A 7,002-nucleotide genomic window follows, 5' to 3' on the forward strand; every position below is an offset into this window, starting at 1 on the left:
CTGGGCGGCGAGCTGCACGATCGCCCCGCACCGACGAGGGTCGGCCGGCGCGACGGTGACCTCCCTCTCGAAATGCCGGGCAAGCGGGCCAGCGAGCACGCGCGGCGCGCAGAGCGCCACGAGGCCGAGCGCCGCCGGCCGCAGCGCCAGCCAGGCGGTGGCGATGATCGCGATCAGGCCCAAGGCGGCGATCGCGACGATGACGCCGCGCCGGAAGCGAACCACCCGCCCGGGGCTGCCGCGAAGGACGAGGGTTTCGGGATCGACCTTGGCCGGATCCGCGGGCGCGACGGAAGCGCGATCGTCGCTCATGACGGCCTCCGCCGCCGCTGGGCGCGCCGAGCGGCATCGTCCCGGCTGATCCGCACGACCGACTGCCGCCGCGCGCCGAGCCGCAGCTCGGCCCGCGCGAACAGCCGGTCGACCACATAATAGCGCCCGGCCATGCGGTAGTTGACGAGCTCGGCCTCGCCGCGCTCGGAGAGCACGAACAAGGGAGGCGCCTCGCCCTGCGCGATCGTCGGCGGGAACTCGATGAAGGTCTGGCGGCCGTCGTCGAACGCGCGCAGCGGGCGCCAGGGCGGGTTATCGCCGTCGATGCGGTAGCCGAACCGCAGATTCTCGACCGCCAGGCCGGTCGCGACCGGCACGGCCGCCTCCGCGGCAGCCTCGGATCGTTGCAGGGCGATCAGCCCATCGTGAGGATAGGTCCAGGACAAGGCCGCCATCGCCGTCGCCCGGGTGCTCTCGAGCTGCAGATGGTAGACGCGCCGGTCGGTGGTGATGACGAGATTGGTCCTGAGGCCCGCCGAGGACGGCTTGACCAGGATGTGGGTGCGGCGCGCCGGTCCGCTGCCGCTGCTGGTGTCGCCGACGATCCAGCGCAAGGTGTCGCCGGCGGCGACGGCGGTGACCGCCTCGCCCGGCTGCAGCGCGATATCGGTCACCCGTTCGGGCGCCGCGTAGAGCCGGTAGAGCGTCCCTTCCGAATAAGGATAGACCTGGACGGCGCCCAGATAGCCTGCGCGCGTCGGCTCGCGCAGCGCGTCCCGGTTCGCCGACTGGACGCGGGCGGTCGGCGACGCCTGCTGCCGGCTTCGCTGCGGCGGATCGGCCAGGGCCGGTGCTGCTCCGAAGGCGAGGACGAGCAGGCCGATCGGGATGGGGAGAGATCGGGTCATTGAGAATTCCTTTCGGATGGGGGGAGCCGGGTCGCCGGCTCTTCGGTCAGGCTCGGATCGAGTGGCGAGCCTTGCGGGATGGCCGCGTCCGGCGGGGCCGGTGCGGGTAGGGGCGCCGGCACTTCGACGGGCGCGCCCGGGCCGGCCGGTGCGGGCGTATCGAGCTCGCGGCTCCAGTCGATCGCATCGACATAGAGTCCGAGCGGATTCTTGCGCAAAGTGTCGGCCGAGCGCGGCGGGCGCAGCTCGACGGTAAGGATCGCGGTCCAGCGCGAGGTGCCCGCCAGGCTGCCGCGCTCATATAGGCTTTCGGTCCACTTCACCTGGAACGAGTTGTCCGAGGCGCGCACGATGCTCGTCACCTGGACCGACACGGTGCGCGTGCCGACATCGGCGAACGGATTGGCCGCCCTCGCATATTCGCCGAGGAACAGGGCGCCGCGGTCGGTGGCGAAGTCATAGGCCGACAGCCAGTTCTCGCGCATCAGCACCGGATCGAGCGAACGCGAGCGGATGTTCGATATGAACCGGCCAAGGTGCCAGGAGACCTGCGGATCGGTGGGATGATAGTCCGAGTCCGCCGGCGCCACCGCCCGCGCCTCGCCGAGCCGGTCGACCTCGACCACATAGGGAACGACCCGGCTTTGCATCGACTGCCAGACCAAAGCGCTGGAAAGGCCGCAGGTCAGGAACAACCCTCCGAACGCCATCAGCCGCCAGTTTTTCGCCTGTACCCGGGCCGAGCCGATCCGCTCGTCCCAGAGCTGGCCGGCGCGCTGATAGGGGGTCTCGGGCTCCGGGGTTCGCCCATAACGCTGGACGGCGCGCTTGAATCGCATGTGTCAGTCCCTTTCCTTGATGTCGGGGGTGGCGCCGGCGCCGCGGCTCGAGCCGGCGCCGAGCGCATGGACGGCGAGCTGCCGACGCTGCCGGGAGGTCTGTTCGGCGCGAAGGCGCTGCGCCCAGGCCGGCGCCGCGTCGCCGCCGGCGGCGGCCGGCGAGGCTGATGATGAAGATGACGAGGCCGGCTTGCCGGTCATCGCCGACCAGGCCGCGTCCCGGCCCCGCTCGGCGGCGGCGCGAAGCCCGAGCGCGCCGCTGGCCCGCTGCACGGCCGCGCCTTTGGCGGCGGCGGCCATGCCGCCGAGGCTCGAGCCGCCGGTCTCGCGGCCGAGCCGGGCGGTGGTCGAGGCGGCGGCGCCCATCGAGGTGCCCGCACGGATCGCGCCGAGGCCCGCGCCGCCGATCGCGCGCCCGCCGCCGATCGCGGCGGCGCCGCCGACGGCCACCGCCGCTCCGGCGCCGACCACCGTCCCGACCGCCGCGCCCGCGCCGAGCTGCGGTGCGCCCGCGACCAGGCCCGAGGCGATCGAGGGCCCGAAGATGCCGAGCCCGAACAGAGCGAGGCTCGCCAGCATCAGCGACACCGCCTGCTCGAGGTCGGGCTCCTGTCCCTGGAGCGAATTGGTGAACTGGGAAAAATAATTGGAGCCGATCCCGACGATGACGGCGAGCACCATCACCGTGATGCCGGAGCTGATGACATTGCCGAGCACGCGCTCAGCGAGGAAGGAGGTGCGGTTCCAGAGCGCGAACGGGACCAGCACGAAGCCGGCCAGGGCAGTCAGCTTGAACTCGAGGATGGTCACGAACAGCTGCACCGCGAGGATGAAGAAGGCGAGGATCACCACCACCCAACCGACCATCAGCACCGCGATCTCGACGAAATTGGTGAAGAAGGCGACGGGGCCGACCAGCTCGCTCGCCTGGTCCAGCAGAGGCTGAGCCGCCTCGAAGCCGGTGCCTGCGAGACGGCCCGGCCGGAGCAGGTCGTCGGCGGTGATCGTGCTGCCGCCGGCGGTGAGCCCCAGGCCCGCGAACGAGCGGAAGATGATGTCGGTCAGCGTCGAGAAGCTGTTCAGGATAAGCGCGAAGACGCCGACATAGAGGATCTTCTTGAGGAACTTGCCGATGACGTCGTCCTCGCCGCCCAGCGCCCAGAACAGGCCGGCCAGGGTGATGTCGATGCCGATCAGGACGGTGGTCAGGAAGCCGACGTCGGGCCCGAGCAGCCCGAAGCCGCTGTCGATGTAGCGGACGAAGCTGTCCATGAACTGGTCGATGACGTTGAGGTCGTCCACGGGTCGGTCCTGAAAAAGGGAGAGAAGGATGTCGCGGGGCTCGGCGGCCGAGGGGGAAGGCCGACGAGGCCCCGCGACGAGACGGCTGCCGGCCGGACGAGGACGAGGGGGGCGTGCGCCCTTGCCGGCCGGCGTGCGCCTCAGCTCATCGGCGCGGCCGCGGCGTGTAGGCGCGGCCGTCGCCGAGGAAGCGCCGCACCTGCTCGCGCGACTCGCGCTCGATCTGCGCCCGCTCCGCCCGCTCGAGCGCGACCCCGCGGAAATGCGCGGCCATCAGCTGCTGGATCTGGAACTGCTGCTGGGCGGTGAGCGCGAGCAGCTGGTTGGTGGCCTGGCCGACCGCCAGCGCCCCTTCGGCGCCCTGGCTGCGCGCAACGATCTCGCCGAGCGCCTCGGCGTCCTCGCGGACATTGGCGACGATCTGGCTTTGCACGCCCATCGTCTGGCGGAACGCCGACATCGCCGCATCGAGGCGGGCGCGGGCGCCGGCCACGCGCTGGTCGCGCTGAAGCAGCCGGTCGAGATTTTCGGGGAACAGCCGGCGAAGCTGCTCGTCCAGCTGGTCGACCCGGAAATCCACGCCCCGCGCCTGGCCCATCAGGGAGTTGATCTGACCGAGCCGCTGGCGGAGCTGCTGCAGCTGCGGAAAGTCGATGCGCGCGAGGTTCCGGTCCATATTGCCGAGCATCCGCGCCTCGTTCTGAAGCTGCTGGATCTGCTGGTTGATCTGCTGGAGCGTGCGCGCCGCGGTCAGCAGATTCTGGGCATAATTGGCGCTGTCGAACACCGGAATGGCATGCGCCGGCGTTGCGGTCACAACGACGCCCGCGCCGAGCGCGCTACCCGCGATAGCGAAGCCGAGCAGGCCGATATGCATCAATTTCTTCATCGTCATTCTCCTTCGGGGGGTAGGGAGGCCGGAAAATCGGCGAGGAGGCCGGCGGCCCAGTCGAGGCCGGCATCGGCGAGGAAGCGGCCGGCGAAATCCCGCTCGCCATGTTCGGCGAGAAGCGCGTCGATTCTTTTCTGGACGGCCGGATCCGACGCGCCGCAGAGAGCCAGCGCCACGGGACCCAGAGCGAGCTCGAACAGGCGGTTGCCGCGCGCCGACTGCAGATAATATTGGCGCTTCGGAGTCGCGCGGCTGACCAGTTCGAGCTGGCGGTCGTTGAGGCCGAACCGTTCGTAGGCGGCGCGCGACTGCGGCTCGATCGCGCGGTCGTTCGGAAGCAGGATGCGCTGGGGACAGGATTCGATGATCGCCGGCGCGATATTGCTGTCGGCGATATCGGCGAGCGACTGGGTGGCGAAGACGACGGCGACGTTCTTCTTGCGCAGCACCTTCAGCCATTCGCGGATCCGCGCCGCGAACAAGGGATGGTCGAGGAAGATCCAGGCCTCGTCGAGCACGACCAGCGTCGGCTGGCCGGTGAACCGCTCCTCCAGCCGGTGGAACAGATAGGTCAGCACCGGCGCGACGACGCCCGCCTGCCCCATCAGCGCCTCGGTCTCGAAGCACTGCACGTGGTGAAAAGCCAGATCGTCCTCGGCGGCGTCGAGCAGACGTCCGAACGGCCCCTCGAGCGTGTAGGGCGCGAGCGCCGCGCGCAGTGCCGTCGACTGGAGGAGCAAGGTCAGCCCGGTCAGCGTCCTTTCCTCGGCCGGAGCGGTGGCGAGGCTGGTCAGCGCAAGCCAGACCGCCTCCTTGACCTCGGGCGTGATCAGCACCCGCTCATGCGCCAGAAGCGCGCCGATCCATTCCGCAGCCCATGCGCGCTGGGTGGCGTTGTCGATATGCCGAAGGGGCTGGAAAGCGATCGCTCGGGCGCTCTCCGCATCGTCGCCGCCAAGACCGAGCGCGTGATGAGCGCCGCCCATCGCCAACACCGCGGCGCGGGCCGAGAAGCCCTTGTCGAAGATATAGACTTGGGCGCCCGGGTAGCGCCGGAACTGCAACGCAAGCAAGGCGAGCAGGACCGACTTGCCCGCCCCGGTTGGGCCGACGATCAGCATATGTCCGACATCGCCGACATGGGTGGAGAGCCGGAACGGAGTCGAGCCGCTGGTTTCGGCATAGAGCAGAGGCGGCCCGTCCAGATGCAGGTTGCGCACCGGCCCCGCCCAGACGCTCGACAGCGGCATCAGATGGGCGAGGTTCAGGCTGTGGACGAGCGGTTGGCGGACGTTGGCGTAGACATGGCCGGGCAGCGAGCCGAGCCAGGCCTCGACCGCGTTCATGCTCTCCCGGATGCAGGTGAAGCCGAGGCCGTTGACGACGCGCTCGACCGAGCGAACCTTCTCCTCCACGCGCGCGCGGTCCGCGTCGGCGACGGTGATGGTCGTGGTGAGATAGCCGAAGGCGACATGGTCGCCGCCGAGCGCCTGCAGAGCGAGGTCGGCGTCGACCACCTTGTTGTCGGCGTCGCTGTCGAGCAATTGGGCCGGCTGGTTGTAGATCACCTCGCGCAGCATCGCGGTGATCGACTTGCGCTTGTTGAACCATTGCCGGCGCAGCCTGGTCAGCGTCTTGGCGGCCTCGGTCTTGTCGAGCGCGATGAACCTCGTCACCCAGCGATAGCCGAAATCCTGATGGTTGAGCGCGTCGAGGATTCCGGGACGGCTGAGATTGGGGAAACCGAGGATGGTGAGCGTGCGCAAATGCGCATCGCCAAGCATCGGCTCGAGACCGCCCCTGAGAGGCGTGTCAGCCAGCAATCCGTCCAGATAGATCGGCGTCTCCGGCAGTGCCACCGGATGGCGCCGTCCTGAGATCGCGCCGTGCAGGAAGGTCAGGGTCTCTTCATCGTCGAGCGGCCGCACCTCCGGCATGAAGCCGGAAAAGAGGTCGACGGCGCGGTCGGTCTCCGCGACGAACGCGGCGAGCGCCTGCCGCCAGTCGCGGCCGCGTGCGTCGTCGCCGCGCTCGACCAATGCCCGGCCGGCCGTGTCGACCTGATCGGCCGGCGGCAGGAAGGTCAGCGTCAGATAATATCGGCTCTCGAAATGGGCGCTGACGGCCTCGAAGCTCGCGCGGCGCTCCTCGTCGACCAGCCAGGACGCGGCCTCCGGAAAGGTGCTCGCCGGATAGCCGAGCGCCTCGCGGCGCTCCGCCTCGAAATGGAGCGCCCAGCCCGAGCCGAACCTTTTCAGCACATTGTTGGCCCGCGCGCAGGCGGCGATGAGCTCGGCCTCGGTCGCGCTTTCGAGGTCGGGGACGCGGAACCGCGCGGTGCGCTGGAAGCTCCCGTCCTTGTTGAGGACGATTCCCGGCGCGACCAGAGCCGCCCAGGGCAGATGGTCGGCCAGCCGGTCGGCGCGGTCGCGATATTCGCGCAAGGCTAGCATGCCATATGCCCCTTCTGGCGAAGGTGGCGGGCCAGGACCGGCGCGAAATCGGGGTCGCGCTTGGCGGCAAAGACGGCGAGCGTGTGGCCGACCGCCCAGAGGAGGAGGCCCGCGATCCATTGCTGCAGGCCGAGGCCCAGGGCCGCCGCGATCGTGCCGTTGACGATCGCGATCGTGCGCGGCGCACCGCCGAGCAGGATCGGCTCGGCAAGCGAGCGGTGCAGCGGCGCCTCGAAGCCCTCGATATGGGTTCCGGCCCCGTGGAAGACGGCGCTCATCCGATCAGCGCCCCGCCGCCGAAGCTGAAGAAGCTGAGGAAGAAGGAGCTCGCCGCG

Annotated in this window: 6 protein-coding genes and 1 pseudogene; all 7 read right to left on the reverse strand. The window is 69.8% G+C overall.

Annotation, left to right across the window (positions count from 1 at the left end; translation table 11 throughout):
- Nucleotides 1-312, reverse strand: a pseudogene (locus ACT4N8_RS02085) (hypothetical protein); the annotation flags it as partial.
- Complete coding sequence (gene trbG, locus ACT4N8_RS02090) at nucleotides 309-1,181, reverse strand: P-type conjugative transfer protein TrbG (RefSeq protein ID WP_444856480.1); 873 nt, start codon at nucleotides 1,179-1,181, stop codon at nucleotides 309-311. The pseudogene ACT4N8_RS02085 and the gene trbG, both read right to left, overlap by 4 nt.
- Nucleotides 1,178-2,020 carry a conjugal transfer protein TrbF gene (trbF, locus tag ACT4N8_RS02095; RefSeq protein WP_444856481.1) on the reverse strand — a complete coding sequence of 281 codons (843 nt, stop codon included), beginning with the start codon at nucleotides 2,018-2,020 and terminating at the stop codon, nucleotides 1,178-1,180. The genes trbG and trbF overlap by 4 nt, the downstream gene beginning before the upstream one ends.
- Nucleotides 2,021-2,023: 3 nt before the next feature.
- Nucleotides 2,024-3,322: a P-type conjugative transfer protein TrbL gene (trbL, locus tag ACT4N8_RS02100; RefSeq protein ID WP_444856482.1), complete on the reverse strand. Its 1,299-nt coding sequence runs from the start codon at nucleotides 3,320-3,322 to the stop codon at nucleotides 2,024-2,026.
- Nucleotides 3,323-3,467: 145 nt separating this feature from the next.
- A complete protein-coding gene (gene trbJ, locus ACT4N8_RS02105) occupies nucleotides 3,468-4,211 on the reverse strand; it encodes a P-type conjugative transfer protein TrbJ (protein ID WP_444856483.1) in 744 nt (247 codons plus the stop codon).
- Between the two features lie 2 nt (nucleotides 4,212-4,213).
- On the reverse strand, nucleotides 4,214-6,667 hold the full coding sequence (trbE, locus tag ACT4N8_RS02110) for a conjugal transfer protein TrbE (RefSeq protein ID WP_444856484.1): 2,454 nt from the start codon (nucleotides 6,665-6,667) through the stop codon (nucleotides 4,214-4,216).
- A complete protein-coding gene (locus ACT4N8_RS02115; protein WP_444856485.1) occupies nucleotides 6,661-6,945 on the reverse strand; it encodes a VirB3 family type IV secretion system protein in 285 nt (94 codons plus the stop codon). Before ACT4N8_RS02115 ends, trbE begins: the two co-directional genes overlap by 7 nt.
- Between the last annotated feature and the right edge of the window lie 57 nt (nucleotides 6,946-7,002).

This window comes from Sphingosinicella sp., from assembly GCF_052387495.1.
GTDB lineage: Bacteria > Pseudomonadota > Alphaproteobacteria > Sphingomonadales > Sphingomonadaceae > Allosphingosinicella.